The sequence below is a fragment of the Brevibacillus sp. B_LB10_24 genome, from assembly GCF_046036945.1.
Classification (GTDB): Bacteria; Bacillota; Bacilli; order Brevibacillales; family Brevibacillaceae; genus Brevibacillus_C.
The window spans coordinates 543,219-564,158 of record NZ_JBJQOQ010000001.1 but is presented as its reverse complement, the minus strand read 5'-3'; the positions used below and the strand labels follow the sequence as shown (position 1 = coordinate 564,158).

Annotated in this window: 22 protein-coding genes; all 22 read right to left on the bottom strand. The window is 52.5% G+C overall.

The window, feature by feature from the left end; translation table 11 throughout:
- Nucleotides 1–53 precede the first annotated feature (53 nt).
- The 22 genes from ACI7RC_RS02865 to ACI7RC_RS02760 all read right to left on the bottom strand — a co-directional run bounded on the left by ACI7RC_RS02865 (nt 54) and on the right by ACI7RC_RS02760 (nt 20,894).
- Nucleotides 54–605: an ECF transporter S component gene (locus ACI7RC_RS02865; RefSeq protein WP_408106689.1), complete on the bottom strand. Its 552-nt coding sequence runs from the start codon at nt 603–605 to the stop codon at nt 54–56.
- 70 nt (nt 606–675) lie between these two features.
- Nucleotides 676–1,518 (bottom strand): energy-coupling factor transporter transmembrane component T family protein, encoded by an 843-nt coding sequence (locus tag ACI7RC_RS02860; protein ID WP_408106688.1) that lies wholly within the window; start codon nt 1,516–1,518, stop codon nt 676–678.
- A gap of 6 nt (nt 1,519–1,524) precedes the next feature.
- Nucleotides 1,525–2,394 carry an energy-coupling factor transporter ATPase gene (locus tag ACI7RC_RS02855; RefSeq protein ID WP_408106687.1) on the bottom strand — a complete coding sequence of 290 codons (870 nt, stop codon included), beginning with the start codon at nt 2,392–2,394 and terminating at the stop codon, nt 1,525–1,527.
- Nucleotides 2,391–3,260, bottom strand: a complete 870-nt coding sequence (locus tag ACI7RC_RS02850; protein WP_408106686.1) for an energy-coupling factor transporter ATPase — start codon at nt 3,258–3,260, stop codon at nt 2,391–2,393. Before ACI7RC_RS02850 ends, ACI7RC_RS02855 begins: the two co-directional genes overlap by 4 nt.
- Nucleotides 3,261–3,358: 98 nt before the next feature.
- On the bottom strand, nt 3,359–4,117 hold the full coding sequence (locus ACI7RC_RS02845; RefSeq protein WP_408106685.1) for an SDR family oxidoreductase: 759 nt from the start codon (nt 4,115–4,117) through the stop codon (nt 3,359–3,361).
- A gap of 221 nt (nt 4,118–4,338) precedes the next feature.
- On the bottom strand, nt 4,339–4,848 hold the full coding sequence (locus ACI7RC_RS02840; RefSeq protein ID WP_408106684.1) for a GyrI-like domain-containing protein: 510 nt from the start codon (nt 4,846–4,848) through the stop codon (nt 4,339–4,341).
- A gap of 14 nt (nt 4,849–4,862) precedes the next feature.
- Nucleotides 4,863–5,114: a zinc ribbon domain-containing protein gene (locus ACI7RC_RS02835; protein ID WP_408106683.1), complete on the bottom strand. Its 252-nt coding sequence runs from the start codon at nt 5,112–5,114 to the stop codon at nt 4,863–4,865.
- A 74-nt stretch (nt 5,115–5,188) separates the two neighbouring features.
- Nucleotides 5,189–6,133, bottom strand: a complete 945-nt coding sequence (locus ACI7RC_RS02830) for a helix-turn-helix transcriptional regulator (RefSeq protein WP_408106682.1) — start codon at nt 6,131–6,133, stop codon at nt 5,189–5,191.
- Nucleotides 6,134–6,378: 245 nt separating this feature from the next.
- Nucleotides 6,379–7,470 (bottom strand): aromatic ring-hydroxylating oxygenase subunit alpha, encoded by a 1,092-nt coding sequence (locus tag ACI7RC_RS02825; RefSeq protein WP_408106681.1) that lies wholly within the window; start codon nt 7,468–7,470, stop codon nt 6,379–6,381.
- Between the two features lie 251 nt (nt 7,471–7,721).
- Entirely contained in the window at nt 7,722–8,168 is a 447-nt protein-coding gene (locus ACI7RC_RS02820) for a DUF420 domain-containing protein (protein WP_408106729.1), read from the bottom strand.
- Between the two features lie 127 nt (nt 8,169–8,295).
- Entirely contained in the window at nt 8,296–9,126 is an 831-nt protein-coding gene (locus ACI7RC_RS02815; RefSeq protein WP_408106728.1) for a cytochrome c oxidase assembly protein, read from the bottom strand.
- A 140-nt stretch (nt 9,127–9,266) separates the two neighbouring features.
- Nucleotides 9,267–9,590, bottom strand: coding sequence for a cytochrome C oxidase subunit IV family protein (locus ACI7RC_RS02810; RefSeq protein ID WP_408106680.1), 324 nt, complete (start codon nt 9,588–9,590; stop codon nt 9,267–9,269).
- Nucleotides 9,591–10,211 carry a cytochrome (ubi)quinol oxidase subunit III gene (locus ACI7RC_RS02805; RefSeq protein ID WP_408106679.1) on the bottom strand — a complete coding sequence of 207 codons (621 nt, stop codon included), beginning with the start codon at nt 10,209–10,211 and terminating at the stop codon, nt 9,591–9,593.
- The gene (ctaD, locus tag ACI7RC_RS02800; RefSeq protein ID WP_408106678.1) at nt 10,211–12,043 is read right to left on the bottom strand and encodes a cytochrome c oxidase subunit I; all 1,833 of its coding nucleotides are present in this window, start codon (nt 12,041–12,043) and stop codon (nt 10,211–10,213) included. Before ctaD ends, ACI7RC_RS02805 begins: the two co-directional genes overlap by 1 nt.
- Nucleotides 12,044–12,090: 47 nt before the next feature.
- A complete protein-coding gene (gene coxB / locus ACI7RC_RS02795; protein WP_408106677.1) occupies nt 12,091–13,122 on the bottom strand; it encodes a cytochrome c oxidase subunit II in 1,032 nt (343 codons plus the stop codon).
- Between the two features lie 552 nt (nt 13,123–13,674).
- A complete protein-coding gene (locus ACI7RC_RS02790) occupies nt 13,675–15,204 on the bottom strand; it encodes a TolC family protein (protein ID WP_408106676.1) in 1,530 nt (509 codons plus the stop codon).
- Nucleotides 15,205–15,344: 140 nt separating this feature from the next.
- Nucleotides 15,345–15,866, bottom strand: coding sequence for a TlpA family protein disulfide reductase (locus tag ACI7RC_RS02785; RefSeq protein ID WP_408106675.1), 522 nt, complete (start codon nt 15,864–15,866; stop codon nt 15,345–15,347).
- A gap of 15 nt (nt 15,867–15,881) precedes the next feature.
- The gene (locus ACI7RC_RS02780) at nt 15,882–16,586 is read right to left on the bottom strand and encodes a cytochrome c biogenesis CcdA family protein (RefSeq protein ID WP_408106674.1); all 705 of its coding nucleotides are present in this window, start codon (nt 16,584–16,586) and stop codon (nt 15,882–15,884) included.
- A gap of 147 nt (nt 16,587–16,733) precedes the next feature.
- The gene (locus ACI7RC_RS02775) at nt 16,734–18,500 is read right to left on the bottom strand and encodes an aromatic amino acid hydroxylase (RefSeq protein ID WP_408106673.1); all 1,767 of its coding nucleotides are present in this window, start codon (nt 18,498–18,500) and stop codon (nt 16,734–16,736) included.
- A 415-nt stretch (nt 18,501–18,915) separates the two neighbouring features.
- A complete protein-coding gene (locus ACI7RC_RS02770) occupies nt 18,916–19,821 on the bottom strand; it encodes a hypothetical protein (RefSeq protein ID WP_408106672.1) in 906 nt (301 codons plus the stop codon).
- A gap of 46 nt (nt 19,822–19,867) precedes the next feature.
- On the bottom strand, nt 19,868–20,209 hold the full coding sequence (locus ACI7RC_RS02765) for a hypothetical protein (RefSeq protein ID WP_408106671.1): 342 nt from the start codon (nt 20,207–20,209) through the stop codon (nt 19,868–19,870).
- A 277-nt stretch (nt 20,210–20,486) separates the two neighbouring features.
- A complete protein-coding gene (locus ACI7RC_RS02760; RefSeq protein WP_408106670.1) occupies nt 20,487–20,894 on the bottom strand; it encodes a DUF3054 domain-containing protein in 408 nt (135 codons plus the stop codon).
- Nucleotides 20,895–20,940: the final 46 nt, after the last annotated feature.

Below are 20,940 nucleotides of genomic sequence, written 5' to 3'. Positions count from 1 at the left end.
AGCTTTTGCCCAAGGCAGCGATGCCCCGGGCATCAGCTCCGCTGCGTTACTCTCTACCCGGAGATTTTTGATTTTTTCTTTCCGGATGAACCGAGCTTCATCCAGGCAGCTACGACCGCCAAGGTGATGATGACCGACACGATCGCCTCGGGAATCCCATTGGCGATGGCGACGGTCAAGGCCACTCCCGGCGCAAAATAGCCGCGGACGACGGCCATGAACAGGACGAGAATCGTGTTGGTGATCGAGCCGATAAATCCGGCGGCCCCGATGGCCAGGTACTGGTTGACGTTTTTCAGCCCGACATAGGTCAGATAGGCCGTGATGCCGATGAACAGCCGCGGTAAAATCGCTACCAGGGGATCTTTGAACAGCGGGATCGTCGCGTTGAGAAACGAAGATACGCCAAAAATGAGACCGATAACCAGGCCGACTCCCCAGCCCCCCATAATCCCCCCGATGACGGTGGGAATGTGCATGATCGTCGCGTTCCCTGCCGCCGTCGGCACTGGAATCGAGCCGAGCCTGGTCACGCCAAGCAGGATGGCGATCGCTCCGAGAACGCCAGCGATCACGATCTTGCGTACGGTTATGCCTTTTTCCATCGTTATTCCTCCCTTTTGCCTGATATGTGGAATCCCCCAAACCAAGCGGGGGCAACTCCCTGCGGTGGGCTTACAACGGATAAGGCACGATGAGCAGGATCATTGCAGTCAGGATGCCAATAGCCAGAGCCGCATAGTCACGCGGAGCGGCCCGATAGTGGTTGTATGTGCTTCGCGCCGCACCAGGGGTGTAGCAGCGGGCTTCCATGGCGAGAATCAAATCCTCGGCCCGCGTCATCGCTACGTTGAACAGCGGGATGATAATGGGAAACATGTCCCGGGTCCGCTTGACGATCCTCCACCATTCGCCAGTTCCAAACTCCGCCCCCCGCGATGCTTGCGCCTTCATCATCTTTTCCATCTCCATCGCAAATGTCGGGACAAAGCGAACGGCAATCGTGATCACCACCGCAAAAGCGTGAACGGGAAACTTCCATTTTTCCAATGGGGAGAGCAGGCGCTCCATGCCATGGGTCAGCTGTGTCGTCGACGTGCTCAGCGTCAGCACGCTGGAGATAAAGATAATCTCAACGAAACGGACCGCGGAGACGATGACCAGTTTGATGCTGGCGCTGGTGATTTTGACGAAAGCATATGCAAGGTAAACGGTTCCGCCTGTCGCTACCCCTCCGTAAAACAATAGCTGCAGCACCCCTAAAATGATAATAAAAGGCACGGCCGGTTTGATTCCGGAGATTCCGTAGTGAAGCGGGATTTTGGATTGCCAAAACAGCCACAGGCAGAAAGCCAGCGCAACCAGGTTGCCGAGATAGGAACTGCACATCGCGATGGCAATGACAATGATCACATAAGCCGCCAGTTTATACCGCGGATCCAGCCGATGGATGACCGAGCCGGTCGGCAAGTACTGCCCGATGGTGATGTTTCTCGTCAATTCGAATTCGGCCGCCACTTTCCTTCACCTCCTGATGCCGGGCAGGACCGAAAGGATCTCCTGCGCCGCTTCTTCGACCAAAAAGGCGTCCGGTTTTACGGCAAAACCGCGATCGTACAGGCGGTACAGGATCTCGACCGTCTCCGGCGCTCCCACCTGATGCTGCTCAAGGACCGACCTGTCGCCAAATATCTCGCGCGGTGTACCGGAGCTGACGACGCATCCGCCAGCCATCACGTAGACGCGGTCGGCGAGGTAGGCGACTTCCTCCATATTGTGGGAGACAAAGATAACGGTCAGCTGCTCCTGCCGGTTCAGCTGCCTGATCCGCTCCAGAAGTTCCTTGCGCGACATGGGGTCAAGGCCTGCCGTCGGCTCATCGAGCACGAGGATTTTCGGCCGGAGCGCCAGAACGCCCGCCAGCGCCACCTTGCGCTTCTGGCCGCCGCTGAGAGCATAGGTGGCCCGGTCTTTCATCTCTTCGAAGGAGAGGCCGACCAGCTCCATCGCCCATTTGACCTGTTCCACTACTTGTTCAAGCGGCAGCCCCTGCTTGAATGGTCCGTACGCGACATCGTCACCCACCAGTTTTTCAAACAACTGGTCTTCCGGGTTTTGAAAGACCAGCCCCACCTTTTTCCGCAGTTCTTTCACGTTCAGCCTGGGCTGCGACAAGTCGACGCCATCGATCACGACTTGGCCGGACTCCGGCAGCTGCAGTCCGTTAAAATGCTGGATCAACGTCGATTTGCCTGACCCGGTGTGGCCGATGATGGCGACGCACTCGCTTTTATTGACGTACATGTCGACGCCGTGCAGCGCCTTGTGCTCTAGCGGCGTTCCCCGCATATAAGTGTGGCGGAGGCCTTTGACCTGCAACAGCGGCTGGCTCACGAACCGCTCACCTCCGCTCTTGGCGGCTGCAGCCGTTCTACTTCATCGACGATCTCGTGTTTGTGAATCAGGTCGGGACGAAACCTCGGGTATTGCCGGTTGATCGCCGCCGCAAGCTGGCTTGCTTGCGGGACGTCCAGGTGAAGGGCATGCAGCCGCTCCGCCTGGCGAAACACCTCGCGCGGCGTACCTTCCAGGACGATTTGCCCCTCCTCCATCACCAGCACCCGGTCGGCATCGGCCGCTTCCGACATGTGATGGGTGACAGAGACAATCGTCATTCCGGCCTTGTTCAGTTTGCCGATCACGCCGAGGATTTCCCTGCGGCCGTGGGAATCCAGCATGCTGGTCGCCTCGTCGAGCACGATGCAATCCGGCTTCATCGCCAGGATGCCGGCGATGGCGATCCGCTGCTTCTGCCCGCCGGACAGATGGTGCGGCGGGCGCTGGCGAAATACGCTCATCCCGACCGCTTCCAGCGCCTGATCGACCCGCTGCTTCATCTCGCTGGCAGGAACCCCGATATTCTCCAACCCAAAGGCCACGTCGTCCTCGACGATGGTTGCGACGAGCTGGTTGTCCGGATGCTGAAATACCATGCCCACGCGACGGCGAATCTCCCGGTGCAGCGATTTTTCCCTTGTATTCATTCCCTCTACCCAGACATCGCCTGCGTCAGGAGTGAGAATGCCGTTTAACATTTTGGAGAGAGTCGACTTACCCGAGCCGTTGTGGCCGATAATGGCAAGGTACTCCCCCGGATACACCTGAAAAGAGACGCCGCGCAGGACGGGTATGATGTTTGTTTGATTGATGGTGTAGGCAAAAGAGACGCCTTCCACTCGGATGAGAGCTTCCTTCCTCATGACCTCTCCCCCTTTCTCGGCCCATCGTTTCAGCCGTTCCAGCAATGGCCAAGCGGCCGACGGATCCAATCAGTACCAGAATATTTGCACAAGTCCTGCTATATGCCACGTCCTCCGTCCACATGAAGGATTTCCCCTGTCACCAGCTTCGCCATGTCGCTGCAAAGGTAAAGGGCTGCCTGGGCGACATCTTCCGGCTGAATCAATGAGCCGAGCGGAACGCTGCTCAAGAATATCTCTTTTGTCTCCCGCTCAACCTGTTCCGGGTCGCCGTTCATAAACCTCGGCAGCATAGGCGTATCGGCCGGGCCGGGATTGATGCCGTTAACCCGGATTTTGTGCGGAGCCAGCTCGATCGCCAGCGCCTTTGTCAGCATGATTACCGCCCCTTTCGAAGCGCAATAGGCGTTTAGTCCGGGACGGGCCCTCACTCCGGCGATCGAAGCGGTATTGACGATGACACCCGAGCCCTGCCGCTTCATATGCGGCACGACATACTTGGCAGTCAGGTAGACGGATTTCACATTCACATCCATGATCCTGTCCCACTGTTCGCCGGGTACCTCCTCGATCGGCGTGAACGACATCGGCATGCCTGCGTTGTTCACCAGGATATCCACCTTGCCGAACCTCCCGATCACCTGATCTGTCAGCTCTTTCACCTGCGCTTCCGCCGTTACATCGGTGACCGCTGCGATCGAATCACCGCTCAGCGCTTCCGCCGTCTGCCGGGCGGCATCTCCATTCACGTCCGCAACGACGACTTTTGCCCCGTGGGAGTCGAAAAGCCGGGCCATTGCCCGCCCCATCCCGGAGCCCCCGCCAGTGATGATCGCTACTTTCTCTTGCAGCAGCATCTTTCTCGCCTCCTTTTTACTCCCATTGCATCAATTTGTCGACGATCGCCGCTCACAGCTCAGCTATCGTCGCCCTGCCGATTCAAATGTACAGCCATTTTCTCTCACCAAAAGATACATTAGGTAGGCAAACTGCATTCTCCTCCCTGTATTCTGAATATTATGCAAGTACAACAAAAAAACTGACGCGAACCATTGGCTCGTCACGTCAGCTTTTTTCCTCAGCGATCGTTTTGAGAAGTAACTCTGTCCTTGAGCGCGATAAAAATGTCGACTTGGGCCAAAGACGGATCGGCAGCCCGTTCGTCGTAAACTTCGAAATCTGCTGTAAAGGCTCGCTGGACGCCTCCTTTTGACCACTCCCAGATGACCTGCCAGGTCTCCAGGACTACCTCGGCCAGCGGCCCCTTTCTGGATGTAAACACCGCATATGCCGCAGGAGGAATGACGATCCCCGCCAACTGGTTCTCCCGGCCTTCCAGCGAATCCACAAATGACCCGATCGAGTAGGTGTAAAGTCCTGTCTCATCTGACTCGTACTGCGAATAGAGGGCGATCGTCTGATTTCCATCCGTCCGGTTGCAGATCTGTTGCTGAACCTGTTCCTGCCTATACTGTTCCCACAGCGAAACGATCTTTCCTCGCCCCGACATCTCGCGCTCATTGTCGGTCTCAACCGATATCCCGGCAAATTTCCGCTCCCCAAGTGTAACGATCCTTGGTTTGTCCATGCTGCCTCCCTTGATTACTGCCATCTCTTCAGTTTTGGCAAATGTTGTTGCAGCAGCTGCCTTGCCTGTTTTTCCTCCATCCCGTTCTTTTGCATAAACGGAATACATGTCTCAATCATCTGCTCCATGGTCAGCTCAGGCTGTTTAAACGCCCCCTGTTCGTAACAATACAGGCAGTACTCTTCGTTTTTGGCACCGTTCTCCTCTGTCCCTGACAACTCTTCCGTCAGCGGCATCGCACAGCTTTGGCACAGTTTTACATTCATAGATGATTCCCTCCTTTGCCATCTATGGTAAAGGAAGCAACTTGACAACAGATTGTCAGGTTTAAAAAAAGAGTTTACGAACCTGGTTTATAGAGTTGGTACACTTTTCTCGCCTGCTCTTTTACTTTTTCCCGCACGTAGACAGGATCCAATACCTCGATGAAGGGACCAAAACTAAGCAGAAAACTGAACAGCCATTCATCCAGTGGCAGCGTGATCTCCGCAAGACAGCCTCCGGTCCCGTCCGTTTGTATCTTCTCCGGGCCAAACCACTCTTCTGCCAAGCTTTTTACTTTAGGGTCAATCTTCAACACCAGGTCTACGAAGTTTTCGGGACGATGCCACGCCTGAACCCAAGGGCGCTCTTCTAACGCAATTTCCCGCCGCTGAAATACAGACGGACGGCATTCAAGCTCCCTCATTCGAGAGAGTTTAAAGAAGCGAAACTGGTTCTTCTCCGTACAAAAAGCGTACAGGTACCATTTTTGCTGTTTTTGCACCAATGTGTGCGGTTCTGCCGTTCGCCGGGATTGTTCACCGGCCGCATTCACATAGGTAAAAGAAAGGTGCTGGCTTCCTTCTATCGCCGCCATGATCAAATCAAATTTTCCCTGCAGCGCCGGGTCTTTCCCCCAGGGTGAAAAGTCGATAAAGATCTTCTCCGCTCTGGCTCGGAAATTCTCTTCTTCATGCTTCGGCACCAGGCGGGCAATTTTTTGGAAAGCTGCACTGACATGTTCATCTTGGATCGTAGTAGACACACTTTTAAGAGCAGTCGCTACCGATGCCAGTTCATCGTCCGACAACCAGTTTTTTTCGAGGCGATATCCATCCATGATGGCGATCCCTCCGTTGGTTCCCTGTGTCGTGATGACGGGTATTCCGGCCAGGCTGATCGTCTCTATATCCCGGTAGATGGTTCTGACTGATACTTCGAAAATCTCGGCAAGCTCTTTTGCCTGCATTTTTCTTTTGGAGAGAAGCAGCAAGACGATGGCCAACAGCCGGTCTAATTTCATTCGAATGACTCTCCTTCATACCTTGTCCGCTGTTGCCCTATGCAGCCAAAATCGCTGAAACGAGTTGCAATTATACGAGCAGCGGAAGTACATACATGAAAAAAGAGCCCGACTTTGATTGTGTCCATGGTGCGACCACGCCAACCAAAAAGGCTCCGCAAGAAAATACTACAAGAATGCAAGATAAACTTCAACCCTAAGGGATGACAGACAGCGCTTTCAACCACATCTAAGAAAAAACTTGATTACAGGGAGGCGGCCTTCTGGGGCAATGGCAGGACATTTTGCAGATCGTCCTGGAGCAGCAAATGGAAATGATGCACACAGTTCTCGGTTAAAGAGAACCTTCCTTGCGTGTATGCGCCGGTTTCCAGTCCCTTTTGCACCACTTCGCAAATATCGCGGTCTTCCTTGCGCAGGATATCATCATACGCAAACAGCTCTTCTGCTTCTTTGCCAACTTCGTCGAGTAAAAAGGTTGTGTACACGTACTTTGTCGTCTTGTGATCGATCGGAATGGATTGGTGAATCGACAGGTTGGCCGGTCCCGGATCAGAGGACATCCACATATTCGGGTACAACCAGTAATACCGTCCTCCCTGGCCCAAATCGAAGTTGTCTGCCGCCACATTTTTCAAGGGAGCGCCTTGATAGCAGTAACGGTCAAAAATACTGATTTCGTAATCTTCCATCTCCAGCTTTTGCACAAACGCTTTGTGAATGATCGGACAATGATCGCACTCCAGGTAGTTGTCGATCCCAATTTTCCAGTTGGAGTGGCAAATCGTCTCCACAACCCTTGACTTTTTGAAATTTTCAAACCTAAATTTTTTCAAACCCTCAAACAGACCGCCGAACACTTCCGACATCGGACGGGCATTTGGATCCAAATTCACAAAAATAAAGGATTCCTGAATTTCCAATCTGACCGGTTTCAGACAAAAGTCCTTTTCATGAAAATTCTCGACACCTTTCATATTCGAGGCCTTGTGAAGTGTACCGTCCAGCCGGAATGTCCACGCGTGGTACGGACACGTGAAAAGACTCTTATGTCCCTCTCCCTCTACCAGTTTGGAAGCACGATGCGTACAGACATTGTAAAAAGCTCTGACTTCACCGTCATTTGCGCGCGTGATGACAATCGGTCGATCCGCCACTTCAATCGTAACGTAATCTCCTGGTCGTTGGACTTGGCTAATATGCCCCGCATACTGCCAGGTTTTACAGAATATTTCCCGTTTCTCTATCTCCAGTACTTCGGGGTTTGTATACAGCCATGCAGGCAATGTGTGGGCTTCACTTAACTTTTGACTGACTCTCACATCTGTGTGCGCCACGCTTGTTCCTCCTCTTCCGCATGAGTTATTATCAGAATTTACCTTATTTTATAACAGAAGCAATCGAAGTACACATGGGTAGATTGAATAAAAATAATCGGAATCCATACAGAAAATTTGTTCACTTTCACCTTCACCAATGGAATGCGGAGTGCTTTGCACAAGCTGTACACAAAAAAGAGCACTGTGAAAAGTGCTCTTTTGTCAAACTGCGGTTTTGCATCTTCCAAGAGGCTTCAGTAGAAACTTTTTTACCAGCCAAACAGACCTTCTATCAGGCTTGCCTTATCGGTATGCGGGTAGATTACGTACAACAGGGCGTAGACCGCAGCCCCGGTGATGCCAGTAAAAAACCAGATGACGGACGTCCATGGACCGATCTTTTTATGGCGGCTGAACCGTCCTTTAAAGCCGAGATAGAGTGTGTAGAGACCCATAACGGCTCCGACGGTGGCAAGCGTAGTATGAAACAGCAAGAAGACGGTATATGCCGGCTTCAAGTTGGGCGGCCCGCCGAACAGCGCTGTCCCGACAAAAATCGTTTTGGAGACGTAAATGATGAAAAACAGTATGGCAAAAATCGAAGCCCAAATCATGACCGTTTTATGCTGGTCCCGTTTCCCTCGGCGGATCAAATACCATCCGATCGCGACGAGGCAAGCGCTGATGACTATACAAGAGGTACTGATTAAGGGCATTAATTCTGCTAGTTTCAAATTGGCTCTCCTCCGTTTCAACTGCAAGGAAGCTATTTTCTATGTATGGTCAGACCAAGGCTGGTCCGCATCCGTACGCTACGACCGCCTTGATCATCGTTTTCTTGCTTTAAGAACGCTGCTGGGGCATCGCTGCGATCGCATCGGGTGAGATCGGCTCGTCAATGGCATCCGTCGCACTCAAGCTGCCCTCTTTACGATACCAGCTTTTGAAGATCGAGAAAAATACACATGTATAGACGACAACTTGAAAGATCTTCAATATGATCGAACCCAATTGCTGATCATCAAGTGCTGTGTAACCGGGATACACCTCTGGAACCGTCTGATATGCTGCATACAGCGGAGCATCGGCAAACAAGAGGTACATGCTGATCGGAAACAGCAAAAGGCCGCTGACGACCAGGAAGCCAACCTTCTGAATGTCGGGGAGCCGCCACTCTTTGACGGGTGTCAATATGGGCCACCACGTGCAAAATGCGGCAAACAATAACAACAGACGGGAAATTCCGTAAAGATAGCTATTTTCCATCAGTCGGTTAAATACCGCCGGTAAAAGGGAAATGGAAAAAAGCCCATCGAACAGAAGCATCGCCACAGGGGTAACGGTAAACACCCTTAACAGTAGACGGGATTTTTTGGTCCGAAACACAGAATGAATCAACCAGGCTGGAAGCCCCAGCAAAATAAAGACAGGCATGACGATATTTACGGTTGCCTGCTCCAGCACATACGCACTGAAAAACGTCTGCGCAAAGTAGTGGACAGGTCCTAATCCCAGGTAAAAAAGCAGTAAACCGATGACGAAAAGGCTCTTTTTCTTGAGGCTTGTCGGTTCAGCTCCTGCAACTCGCCTGCTTAGCGGACCTACGACGCTAAAGTACAAAACGGCCAATACAACCGTTACCAGAAACACTGCCGGACTGAATAGACCATTCATCACGATGAGTACCTCCCATCATTAAGAAAAGCTTCGATTGAAGCTTTTCATGCAGGATAAGGAAGCCGTCTTAAGGAAGTTATACGTTGCTTATCCTGTGAGAAAAGACAGGCGGCTTTTAACAAGCCGCCTGCAAGTATTTACCACCAAATCCAAAACGAAAAGGCTACGACGGCCAGCAGCGCTACAAAAGCGCCACCGCCGATAAAGATTCTTTGAAACTGATGTCCCTTTTGATCCAAGTGCATCCAAACAAACAGCTGGAAGCCTGCTTGAATCAAGGCCAGGAGAAAGATAAACGGAACCACCGATTTGATATCCACCTGCTCGAATGCAACAGCGGCAAAGGCAATCGCCGTCAGGATGATTGAGAGAACAAAGGTAATTACGTGGTTACGGGCACTGTGCTGCGAAGGCAAGTGCTTCTCGCCCTTCTGATCTGCTCCGGAATGTGTGTCGGTCATTTATATTCCCACCTTCCCCATCAGATACACAACGGTGAAAATGAATACCCAAACCAGGTCGATGAAGTGCCAGTACAAGCTGAAGACGTAGTACTTCGGCGCAGTGACGACGGTAAGTCCCTTCTTTCCGGTCGTCGCCAGAAGCGCGAACAGCCAAAGCAATCCAAAGGCGACGTGCGCTCCGTGGAAACCGACCAGCGTGTAAAAGGCAGATCCAAATGCGCTGCTGGTCAAGGAGTGTCCTTCATGCACATACTCGGTAAACTCGTAGATCTCCAAGCCCAGGAAGCCAAGGCCTAACAGAGCAGTAACGACGAGCCATACGACCATTTGCGAAACGTTCTTCTTGTGCATGGCCAGAATGGACATAACACTGGTCAAGCTGCTGGTTAACAGCAGAATGGTAGCGACTGCGACGAGCGGCAGGGAGAACAGTTCGACACCTGTCGGTCCGCCGTTTGCTTTATCGCGCAGGGCGATAAACGTCGCGAACAGGGAACCGAAGAGTACACATTCTCCGCCGAGGAAGAGCCAGAAGCCAAGAACCTTATTTCTGCCTTCCAGGGTTGCTTTTTCCGGCTCAGCCGGCAGCTCCGTGTGTAATGCGTGATTTGCGCTCATTATGCCTCAACCCCCTTATCTTCAGTCGGGTCGACATGGTATCCTGGATCGTCTATCAAAGAGCGGAGCAGCATACAGAATAGCGTGATCAATGCTCCAACGATTGCAACCGCAACTGTTTCATACATGAGTCCAAACGCTGCAATAAACAATCCGACACCCATGAAGAACGGAAGGATCGAACCGGAAGGCATGTGGATATGTCCAAGCGGTTCAGCCGGCGTCATTCCTTTGTTTCCAGCCATCTTTTCTACCCACAGAGCATCGTAGCCCCGAACTTGCGGAGTCTGCTTGAAGTTGTACTCAGGCGGCGGAGATGGAATCGCCCATTCCAGTGTACGACCGTCCCACGGATCTGCAGGAGCTTTTTTCGGTTTCGAGTTGGTAACGGCGATGTTAATCAGGAAGATAATTGTTCCGACAGCCATTCCGAAAGCACCTATCGTACTGATCATGTTACCGAAATCAAGTCCTTGGTTCGGCAAGAAAGTAAAGATCCGGCGCTGCATCCCCATCAAGCCCAGGAAATGCTGCGGGAAGAACGTCAAGTGGAACCCGATAAAGAAGAACCAGAAGCTCCATTTGCCCAATGCTTCGTTAAGCATGCGGCCATACATTTTCGGCCACCAGTAGTACAGGCCTGCAAACAGACCAAACACCATCCCGCCGACGATGACGTAGTGGAAGTGAGCAACTACAAAGTAAGTATCATGGTACTGAAAGTCAGCTGCCGGCGCAGCAAGCATGACACCGGTCATCCCGCCGATCACGAAGGTAGGGATAAAACCGACGGCCCACAGGTTTGCCGTAGTAAAGCGAATTTGTCCGCCCCACAAGGTAAACAGCCAGTTAAAGATCTTGATACCGGTTGGAATCGCGATCAACATGGTGGCAATCCCGAACAGCGCGTTAGCCACTGGCCCCATTCCTACGGTGAACATGTGGTGAGCCCACACCATGAAGCCGAGGAAACCGATCAGCACGGTAGCAAAGACCATGGAGCTGTATCCAAACAGGCGCTTTCTTGAGAACGTGCTGACGACTTCGGAGATAATCCCGAAAGCAGGCAGAATCAAGATGTACACTTCAGGGTGACCGAAGATCCAGAATAAGTGTTGATAAATGACTTCGTTACCGCCGTTGGCAACGTTAAAGAAGTTAGCAGAGAACAAACGGTCAAAGGACAACAGAACCAAACCGACGGTGATCGCCGGGAAAGCGAACAGGATCAGTGCCGATGTGACAAAGGAAGACCAGGTAAACATCGGCATGCGCATAAAGGTCATACCCGGTGCGCGCATGTTGATGATCGTCGCCAGGAAGTTGATACCCCCGATCAATGTGCCAAGACCGGCAATCTGCAAGCCGAGAGCGTAAAAGTCAATCCCAAACCCGCTGAACGATGTAGAGAGCGGCGCATAAGAGGTCCACCCGGCATCAGGGGATCCGCCCAAAAACCATCCGCAGTTTACCAGCACTCCTCCGAAGAAGAACAGCCAGAAACCGAGCGAGTTCACGAACGGGAACGCAACGTCGCGAGCACCAATTTGCAGCGGAACGATCGCGTTCATTAAGGCGAAGATGACTGGCATCGCCGCCAGGAAGATCATTGTCGTTCCGTGCATCGTCATCATTTCGTTAAAAGTAGCTCCATTGAGGAACGTATTATTGGGAACAATTAGCTGAATCCGCATCAAAAGAGCTTCCAGACCGCCCATCAGGAAGAAAATACCGCCGGCAACGAAATACAGAATACCGATTTTCTTGTGGTCGACGGTAGTCAGGTAATCCATCAAGAAGCCTTTTTTCTTAGGCGCATGAGAATGTCCCATGGTCTTACCTCCTTATAGAATGAATCCTACAGAAACGCTTGCTGCGTTTATTGGTTAATCTTCAAGCCCATCAGGTAGTCAACAAGTGCGTCCATTTCTTCCGGTTTCAACTTGTCGCCGAACGCAGGCATTTTCACTTTTGCACCCGTTTTCACTTCATCCGGGTTGGAAATCCAGCGCTTCAATTCGTCCGCATTGTGGTCTAAATAGCCAGCAATGGTTTGACGATCGCCAAAATCAGTCAAGTTTGGACCTACTTTGCCGCCTTGTCCGCCAATCGCGTGGCAAGCCAAGCAGTTTGCTTCGTACACTTGCTGCCCCAACTGAGTTGAAGCTGTCGGTTTTGCCGTTTCTGCAGCCTTCATCCCCGCGATCCACTTGTCGAAGTCAGCCGGGTCTTCCGCAATCACTTTAAAGTCCATCAAGGCATGGGAGTAACCGCAGAGCTCGGCGCATTTGCCTTTGAAGACACCAACTTTGTCAGCTTGCATCCACATCGAGTTGATATTTCCCGGGTTGGCGTCGATCTTGCCGGCAAGAGCTGGAACCCAGAACGAGTGAATGACGTCTTTGGATCCGATCTGGAGGGCAATCTTCTTGCCTACTGGAATATGTAGATCCTGAGCGGTTGTCACACCCAAATCCGGATACTCAAACTCCCACCAGAACTGGTGGCCGGTTACTTTCACCTTGATCGCATCGGGATCGTTCCAATGGTCCTTGGCCAGCGCAAAGGTCGTAGAAACAGTAGGAATTGCGATGACAATCAGCAAGATAATCGGAATTGTAGTCCAAATGATTTCCAGCGTGTGACTTCCTTCCACCTGTTTCGGAATCCCTTCTTGGCCCGGGCGTTTGCGGTAGCGAACCAAGACATAAGTAAAGATAATCATGACAACAACAAAGACAAAAATCATAACTCCAATACTGATTTTCATCAGTGATAATTGTTGATCTGCCACCGGTCCTGAAGGAGTTAACGCGGACAGATAGGGATCACCACACCCCGTGAGTAAGAGCGTCAATACTACAAGAAGAGGTAGTAGACGCCATACATGTTGCCATCGACGATTGGACATAAAACTTACCCCACTTTCTCTGCTTTTGTTCTCAACATGGATGGCTACAACTTCTTTATCCTTCCCTCTGAAAGAGGTTGGCAGATAATAAAGTTACCAAGTCTTTCCGTTTTTTCACACGTTAACCATTATAAAGCAGAAATAGTTTTGCGCAAAAACAATTTCTTCCACAACTTAACACGACAAGCGTAAGCCAGCCGCTTTATTTATTATTGTGATTCAGTATAAGTTTGTCAATGTTTACAGCCTGACATCTTGCTTTTCCTGTAAATTTCACATTTTGTTCAAAAATTATACTTCATCACAAAGAATCTCCCTCACCCCCAGATCTTGCTTATGTAGTTGTAGTATTGCCTGATACGCGCCCGATCATTTGCGACGCGCAGTCGCCTGGGTGTGCGTATTTCCCGCCAATCCTTACAACCCGTTCCGCCGCCCTCTCGGATACTATTGTAATAGAACCAGGGCAGACTTTCCTCATCATATGTGGAGAAAGTATGACAAAAATAACGAAAAAGCCCTTCCCTTTCAGGGAAGAGCCTTGGATGACGTTTAGTTGCCCATGACGTTGTTGTAGTTGGCAAGGGCAATGTTGTAAGTATGGATGCCCGCCTGGTACTGATTCTCGCTGTTCCTCAGCGTTTCCTCCGCTTGGATCACATCGACGATGGTCGACAAGCCATTCTGGAAGCGCAGCTTCACGAGACGGTAATTTTCCGTAGAGGCATCCAGGGCTTTTTTGTAGGCATCGATAGCCGATTTGGCCGCATTGAGATTGTTGTATGCCACGGATACATCTACCGTTATCTGCTTCTTCGTCTGCTCCAGGTTTAGCTTCGCTTTCTCCAGATCGTTTTTGGCCATGTCGCCTTGATAGGTGGCGATCGACGAGTACTTGCTGATCAGGTCGATGTTCAGCTCCGCCACTTTTATTTCTTCTTGGCTCTGCATGATTTCTGCCCGCTGCCCCAGGGCCAGTTCCGTTGCTTTATTCAAAGGCGTGATGTCCGCTTGATTGAGGACGTCTTCCTTGAGGTTCCACTGTTTATCCAGATCGGTGCCGATAAACTGATTGAACTTCAGACGGTTTTGTTCCAGCGTGCTCTTCGCCCCAGCCAAAGCCGCTTCTGCAGTTGCTTGTGCCGCTTCCGCCTGCAGCACGTCTGTTTTGGCTTTCGTTCCCACCTGGAAGGCCGCCTGGGCCATTCTGACCTGTTCTTTGGCACGATCCAGACTTTGCTGCTTCAATTCGACGTCCGCCTTGGCGTTCAGCAGGTCGTAGTACGCTTTTTGGGCGCCCAGCTTCGTCTTGCTTTCGGCTGCCTTGAGCGCGTATTTATTTACTTCCTTCGCGCTTTGGGCCTTGGCGTTGTTCACGTACTTCTGCTGTGCCGCGTCCAGCGTAGTGACAAAATCGGCAGGTATGTCGCGTACTTTGGCATTGACCAAACGGGCGTTGGTGTCTGCCGTATCGACGTCAATCCGAATTGCTTTCAGGTCGCTGTTGTTTTCCAGTGCCTGTTTGATCGCATCGTCTACTGTGATGGCGCCAGAGGTCGCAGCCGGCTTGTTCGTTGATGCTCCGCCGGCAGCTGTCTGCGAACTTTGGTCAGTAGTACCGGCCGTGTCTGTCTTTTGGTTTTGATTTCCGGTTCCGGTCGGGTTCGCCGCCTGGTCCTGGTTGGCCGTACCGGCCGGATTTGCTGCCGCGTCCTGTTTGGCAGTATCGGCCGTATTTGCTGCCTCGTCCTGCTTGGCTGTATCGGCGTTGTCTGCCGCCTCGTCCTGCTTGGCTGTATCGGCGTTGTCTGCCGCCTCGTCCTGCTTGGCTGTATCGTCGTTGTCTGCCGCCTCGTCCTGCTTGGCTGTATCGGCCGGATTCTCGGTCTCACTATGCTTGGCTGAATCGGACGTGTCCGCGGCCTGGCTTTGTCCGGAAGACTGGGCCGCTGCCGCTGCCTGTGCTCTTTCGGTTGGATCCGTACGGTCATCCGAAGCAGCCCAGGCGAATCCTGCCGTCAGCGTGATACTGGCGGTAAGCAGGTAAAATACCCATTTTTGTTTCGTATGCAAAATATTCATCGAGTCTTCTCCCTCCCTAGCTACTATTCAAAAAGAGTCGGATATCAATTTCAATGAATGTTTCTTGGATATTTTGTCAAGAAACAGGAGATTTCTGAAGACAAAAAGAAAAACGGTCCGTTCATCATGGACCGTTCATCCTATTTCGGCGCGATTTTATTCAGTTCTTGCTCTAGAGATCCCGCATCGACCATGCCGATGATCGACTTGCGAACAACACCCTGCTTGTCGACGAGGAAGGTGGTGGGAATCGCTTTGACCTGGTACGTATCCGACACCTTTGAATCGGTGTCCAACAGGATTGGCATCGTCAGCTTAAACTGGCTGACGAATTGCTTGGCGGAATCTAGCTTGTCATTGCGCGTGATATTGATCGCGTAGAAATCCACCTTATCTTTGTACGTCCCGTAAAGCTTCTCAAGGTCAGGCGCTTCCATCTTGCAGGGGCCGCACCACGATGCCCAAAAATTAATCACCAATGGCTTGTCTCGCGGCCCGGTTAGCTGGTACGTCTGGTCATCCAAGCCCTTGAGCGAAAAGTGGGGCGCATAGTAGCCGACCTGCGGTTTTTGCATCGCTGCGCTGCTCTGCGTCTGAATGTTGTTGTAGATGGCAAAACCGGCCAGACCAAAAATTACCAGGACTAACAAAAATCGTTTCATGACACTCCTCCACTTCTACAGTGCGGGCACCCACAATTTTTGCAAATAGATCGTGATCACCGTCAACTGGTCCGTGTAGAGCAGGATACCAAACAGCACCATCAAAACGCCGCCCGCTTTCATCAATCGCTCCGAGTACTTGGCGATCCAGCGAACGCGGCTGATGAAGAACGTCATCAGAAAAAACGGAATCGCAAAGCCCAGCGTATAAGCGAGCGTGTAGTTTAGCGCCCGGCCAGGGTCGCTCATTCCAAGCGTAATGATCCCGGTCAAAATCGGTCCGACACAGGGAGACCAACCGGCTGCATAGGTAATCCCGACCAGTACAGACCCAGTATACCCCAGCGGCCGATTCTTTATGTCCACCTTCCATGTGCGCATCATCCAGTTCAGCTTAAACACGCCAAGCATGACCAACCCCATGACGACCAGCAAAATGCCGCCGAGCATGCGAATCAAATCCCTCTGGTTGGAAAAAAAGCTGCCCAGCCAGGAAGTTGAGAGCCCCAGCGCCAAAAATACGATCGAAAATCCAAGGATAAAAAACAGCGTATGCAGCAGTGCCTCCCGGCGGAATATCGTTCGACCCTGCTTGATTTCATCCATTGTGACCCCGGTGATATACGATAGAAAGGACGGATATAAAGGCAGACAGCAGGGAGAAATAAACGATAAGAACCCGGCACTGAACGAGAGGAAAAGAGTTATATTCGCAGCCATAGCCCCTCCTGATACTTGTTTCAGTCTTTTCTTTTTCCATTGTAGAGCAATGACATAGCGAACGGAATCCCGTTTACAGGAAACCTGTTACAATTTTAAGGCGTACCTCTTTGTACAAAAGGTACGCCTGGTTTACCGCCGATATGCTCATTCATCCTTCAGGAGCGCCAGACCTGCCTGGATAAGCGGGTTTAATTCCGGCTGCGGATTTCCGATTTCCGTCAAGCGCTGCCGAAGCTGGCGCTGCTGATCCGGCAGCAGCCCATGGGCAGTGAGCAGCTCCAACAGCTCCAGGCGAAGCAGCCAGTCATCCGGTTCGTACTGATCCAGGACTTCCAGGATTCGCTGCAGTTCCAGCGCCAGCACTTCCGACTCCGGCGGCTGCTCGCGCAGATCGCGCACGCCCTGGTACAGCTTGTGCAGCCGTTTTGCCCCAGCCGTGTAGACCGGCCGCCTTGTCTTCACCTGGGACGGCTGATGCACTCCTGTCTCGTACTGTTCCCGGTCCGCAGCCCCGGCGAATACGGAGACGATCTTCTCCCCTACCGCCATGTCATACGTTCCCCACTCCGACCGGAACAGCACATCGCTGCCGCAGGTAACGGTACAGTTGTCGAAACCGATCAAAACCAGCCGGCTGTCTTCCCGCAGGAGGTAGGCTACCGCTCCGCTGACCACCACGCCCGAGGCAAAGGTAAGCGTCGCCCGATCCCCGGGAACGATGCCGCAACCGGCCAGCTGTGCATCAGTCATCTGCTCCAGCGGAGTCGACTCGCCGGCAAGCCGTCCAATCGGCGAGCCGAACCCCTCTCTGTGGTACTCCTTGCCGTGACCGGGCAGTTGGCGCCCCTTGACTGCCAGGGCGGTGGCGCCGTTTGTCTTCAGATAAACCGCCTCTCCATCCTGATCGTACACAAGCTCCGAGATAATCCCGCTCACCTGCAAGCCCGAACTGAAGACAGCGGTTGCAGGCTGCCTCATCTTCATTGCCTTGACCAGGCTCTGTGTCCCGCCGATGGAGATAGCCATCGTCTGGGCAAACTCCTGCACCGCATCAATCAATTCATCAAAGCTTTTGCAGACAAACAATTGCGGCTGCGGCTTGGTGATATCGAAGTCGGTCTCAATGCATTCCTGCAGGGAAAACGGCAGCTTTTTGACATCATCGCGCATACAGCTGATGCTCTCCCCTACCGACGAGAGCAGGCCGGCGCCGTAGATCTGAGGCTTCTCGAGATCTCCAATCAGGCCGTATTCCACTGTCCACCAATAGAGGCGAGCCAGCTGAGCCGCTTCGGATACCTCCTTCACAGCCGCCGTTTTTTCCTGCAGATTCCGCTCGGCCAGGGCGATTTGTTCTTCTGTCGCCTGCGGATCCTCCTTGACGACGGACAGTAGACGCGTCGCTTCGTACACTTCGTAATCTTCATGGGAAAAGATCGCTCTCGAGCCGATTTCGCCAAAGATTTTCAGATAGGTCCGGTACTTCTCATCTTTTATGATCGGCGCGTGTCCTGCCGCTTCGTGAATCATATCCGGAGCCGGCGTATAGGCGATATGATCGTATTGTCTGATGTCACAGGCAATCGGCAGGATATGGTGTGCCTGAAAATCGAAAAAAGCAACAGCGGGGATAAATCCATCAATCGTCACCGCTCCCCAACCTATTTCCGACAGACATGCGTTCATCTCTTCGATTTTGGGAATTCGCTCGACGTCAATCCCCGATTGCCGCAGACCGTCCAGGTACACCTGATGAGCCCGGCTGCCAAGGTAATGGCTGTTTTGGCGCATGACGTAGCGCCAGACCGCCTGATCGATCGGGGTGTAGCGGTCGTAATCCTGTTCGATCACAAATTGTTTGAGATGGAGCGGAACACGTACGGCGCAAACCTTAGATTCAACGTGGTTCATACTACTATTTGCCCCCTTGCAGCAAACGTTTGTAAGCGCTTTCTAACTGCTCTTATCATACCACAAATCACTGTTGGAATGTTTAAAAAAATATTGCGATGGGGCGTTTTCCAGCGGCTGTACCAAGCCTTTTTTCACAAAAAGCGGGACAGTGATAACTGCGTTTTAGAATGTCAAAAAATGAAACAGCGGCGTGCCGGAACTTGAAAACAATGTCAGGCACTACCGCTGCTTTCCTTGTGCTAGCTATCATTTCACGCGTTACCTGTCATTTCGCAAGCCGCATGCAGCAGCCAATGCGATCATGAAACTGGCGGTCGCCGCTAGAAATGCATCCGAATAAGCAATCGCATCAAGCGTGTAGAAGGGATTCAAAGCACTCAGCACCCGGGCATTTTTGGCCCAGGTGCAGCAGTCAGTCTCTCTTTCTGTTTACCTGCTGTTCCAGCATCACATCCAAGAGCAGCAGATCCTGAAGCGGATCGCGCGGATCTGTCGTCAGCAGGGCGGCAACGGCCGCAATGGCGGAACGGACGGCGTGATACGAGTAAAAAGCGTCGCGCTCCGCCTCGGTCGTCAGCGACAAGTCGGACAGGCCTTGGGACGGCTGGGGAAACTCCAGCTGCAGGCCGGCGCGGTCCAGCACCAGCAGTGCCTGTTTGATCGCGATCAGGGCTGCGCTCACGCTGATGCCGTACTCCTTGCGCAGGCTGTCCCATACTTCAAAGGCGGACCTCTCCAGGCGCTCTCCGCTCATGCCGGTGACAAAACCGCTCTTGCGCCCTTCGTCCAAAAGCCAGCCGACGAGTACGTCCTGCCGTGGCGGGAACGCATATACCTGCAGCTTCAGTTCCAGTTCGGTGGGAAAATCCTTGGCAAAGCGGGCGTGAGCGAGCGACATTTCATAACGTCGGGAGGGGTGGCCGGGAACGGTGACAAACACGGTCTCCGCTCGAATTGCTGCTACCTGCAGCTTGGTCCGTGCCGGTATCCGTGCTTGCGGAGCCTTCTCCCGGCGGATATTGGCCGGCAGCAGCTCCATTCCGTACAAGTGGTATTCCAGCGGCGAATTGATCCAGGGAATTGGCTCCCGCTGGACGATCTCATACAAACCGGTAAAAGTAATCCACTCCCCTGGCCGGTGTTGAAACCGGACGAGAATGGCATGACGCTCTTCTTCCGGCGGTATCTCTTCCGAAAGGACGGACGAATCGGGAGACAGAGGGCGGTGTTCCACCAGCAGGCATTCACTCAGCCCCAGCCGCGCCAACAGTTCGCGTTTCCCGACGATTTCGTAGCCAATCCGATAGGTCTGTTTCATTCAGTCCGCCTCCTCTGCTGTATGTATTCATCGGGTACGGATCGGTTCACTGCGATAGGACGGACAAAGATTCATTCAGCCAGGCCTCCATCTTCGCCTGCCGCGGGTCACTTGGATCCAGCTTCCGTACAGCTTCTTCAACCAGCTTCCTCAGGTAAAACCTTTGCTGGAAGTCCAGCTCTACGTTTACCTCCGAGGGAGGAATCGGCTGCTCATGCAAAAAAGCTACGCCAGTCAGCAGCGCACCGGCGATGGATTCCACCAGTACTGCCTGCTGTGCTTGCTGTCTCCATTCATCGTAACAGCTGTCGAAGAGCTGGCAGAGAATGAGAAACGGCTGTGTAGGAATGGCAATACGACTTGGTTGATCGATCATGGGAACCTCCATCTGTTCGTTCCCCCTATTATATCATATGAAGATGATGCCGTTATCCGCGAAAAAACCGCTGACCATCAAGTTCAGCGGCTAGTCGGCGGCCATGGACAGGCTAGCTGCCATTATCCCGGATGTTGCGGTTTTTGTCGTTTTTATCCAGGGTTTTGCCCCTGTTTTTGCTGAGATTTTTGCTTTTATTGTTTTTGCTGGACATGCTGCCACCTCCCTGTGGTTGGTAGCGTCTCCATGGTTGCGGCGAACTATACGATCAGCCCGGGCCCAAACGGGGTCACACCGCCCCGCGCCTGATATACCAACTGTACACCATTCTCCAGGCCGCCAAAAGAATCGTATTGGCGATCAGGGTGACAATCGCGAAGCTCAGGATGAACGGCTTACCGAAAAACAAGGCGCGGATGACCATGCTGACGATCTCCACTGCAACCCAGATCAGAAAGGCCCGCCATGCCGCTGTTTTTACGCTGCTGACAGCCGCCGGCCGATACGCCCCCAAAAGCGGCGCGGTGATCACCCAGCCGATCAAAAAAGGGGCGGCCGTATAGATCAGGCCGGTAATGCCAATCATCCGGTCGTGCTCTTTCATGCCGATCAAAGTAAATAGCAAAATCATCACGAGGTCCCCTAGCAGCAGGATAACCGTCGATGTCGTCGAACGATTCAGTGTGGACTGTTTCATCTCTTCCCTCCATACCCTTATTTAGGCATAGGCAGGCTGGCGCAGC

What these genes read in the sequence shown, in the direction of transcription:
- ACI7RC_RS02770 (WP_408106672.1), bottom strand. Translation starts at nt 19,821, where the DNA reads ATGAAACAGACCTATCGGATTGGCTACGAAATCGTCGGGAAACGCGAA.
- ACI7RC_RS02765 (WP_408106671.1), bottom strand. Translation starts at nt 20,209, where the DNA reads ATGGAGGTTCCCATGATCGATCAACCAAGTCGTATTGCCATTCCTACA.
- coxB (WP_408106677.1), bottom strand. Translation starts at nt 13,122, where the DNA reads ATGTCCAATCGTCGATGGCAACATGTATGGCGTCTACTACCTCTTCTT.
- ACI7RC_RS02815 (WP_408106728.1), bottom strand. Translation starts at nt 9,126, where the DNA reads ATGAATGGTCTATTCAGTCCGGCAGTGTTTCTGGTAACGGTTGTATTG.
- ACI7RC_RS02820 (WP_408106729.1), bottom strand. Translation starts at nt 8,168, where the DNA reads ATGCCCTTAATCAGTACCTCTTGTATAGTCATCAGCGCTTGCCTCGTC.
- ACI7RC_RS02790 (WP_408106676.1), bottom strand. Translation starts at nt 15,204, where the DNA reads ATGAATATTTTGCATACGAAACAAAAATGGGTATTTTACCTGCTTACC.
- ACI7RC_RS02850 (WP_408106686.1), bottom strand. Translation starts at nt 3,260, where the DNA reads ATGAGGAAGGAAGCTCTCATCCGAGTGGAAGGCGTCTCTTTTGCCTAC.
- ACI7RC_RS02780 (WP_408106674.1), bottom strand. Translation starts at nt 16,586, where the DNA reads ATGGCTGCGAATATAACTCTTTTCCTCTCGTTCAGTGCCGGGTTCTTA.
- ACI7RC_RS02865 (WP_408106689.1), bottom strand. Translation starts at nt 605, where the DNA reads ATGGAAAAAGGCATAACCGTACGCAAGATCGTGATCGCTGGCGTTCTC.
- ACI7RC_RS02835 (WP_408106683.1), bottom strand. Translation starts at nt 5,114, where the DNA reads ATGAATGTAAAACTGTGCCAAAGCTGTGCGATGCCGCTGACGGAAGAG.
- ACI7RC_RS02830 (WP_408106682.1), bottom strand. Translation starts at nt 6,133, where the DNA reads ATGAAATTAGACCGGCTGTTGGCCATCGTCTTGCTGCTTCTCTCCAAA.
- ACI7RC_RS02775 (WP_408106673.1), bottom strand. Translation starts at nt 18,500, where the DNA reads ATGAACCACGTTGAATCTAAGGTTTGCGCCGTACGTGTTCCGCTCCAT.
- ACI7RC_RS02785 (WP_408106675.1), bottom strand. Translation starts at nt 15,866, where the DNA reads ATGAAACGATTTTTGTTAGTCCTGGTAATTTTTGGTCTGGCCGGTTTT.
- ACI7RC_RS02760 (WP_408106670.1), bottom strand. Translation starts at nt 20,894, where the DNA reads ATGAAACAGTCCACACTGAATCGTTCGACGACATCGACGGTTATCCTG.
- ACI7RC_RS02810 (WP_408106680.1), bottom strand. Translation starts at nt 9,590, where the DNA reads ATGACCGACACACATTCCGGAGCAGATCAGAAGGGCGAGAAGCACTTG.
- ACI7RC_RS02805 (WP_408106679.1), bottom strand. Translation starts at nt 10,211, where the DNA reads ATGAGCGCAAATCACGCATTACACACGGAGCTGCCGGCTGAGCCGGAA.
- ACI7RC_RS02840 (WP_408106684.1), bottom strand. Translation starts at nt 4,848, where the DNA reads ATGGACAAACCAAGGATCGTTACACTTGGGGAGCGGAAATTTGCCGGG.
- ctaD (WP_408106678.1), bottom strand. Translation starts at nt 12,043, where the DNA reads ATGGGACATTCTCATGCGCCTAAGAAAAAAGGCTTCTTGATGGATTAC.
- ACI7RC_RS02845 (WP_408106685.1), bottom strand. Translation starts at nt 4,117, where the DNA reads ATGCTGCTGCAAGAGAAAGTAGCGATCATCACTGGCGGGGGCTCCGGG.